Raw genomic sequence first — 265 nt, 5'->3', positions numbered from 1 at the left:
CGCGCGGATGCTTGTAGAAAGCCAGCCACAGGCCCGTCCAGACGATGCCGATGGCGCCGACGATGACGAAGGACATCTGCCAGCTGCCGTGCAGGATGGTCCACACCACCAGCGGCGGCGCGCACAGGGCGCCGATCGAGGAGCCGATGTTGAACCAGCCGATGGCGATCGAACGCTCCTTGGCGGGGAACCACTCGGTGGTCGCTTTCACGCCGGCGGGAATGCCGGCCGCCTCGGTCAGGCCCAGCATGCCGCGGAACAGCGC

General features: G+C 68.3%; 1 protein-coding gene. It reads right to left on the bottom strand.

The features are described 5' to 3' along the window. Nucleotides 1-265: MFS transporter (locus P8629_RS12025; RefSeq protein ID WP_278166346.1), on the bottom strand; the 265-nt coding region annotated here is incomplete at both ends.

Source organism: Hydrogenovibrio sp. 3SP14C1, assembly GCF_029625905.1.
Lineage (GTDB): Bacteria > Pseudomonadota > Gammaproteobacteria > Thiomicrospirales > Thiomicrospiraceae > Hydrogenovibrio.
This window is presented reverse-complemented; position numbering and strand designations above follow the sequence as displayed.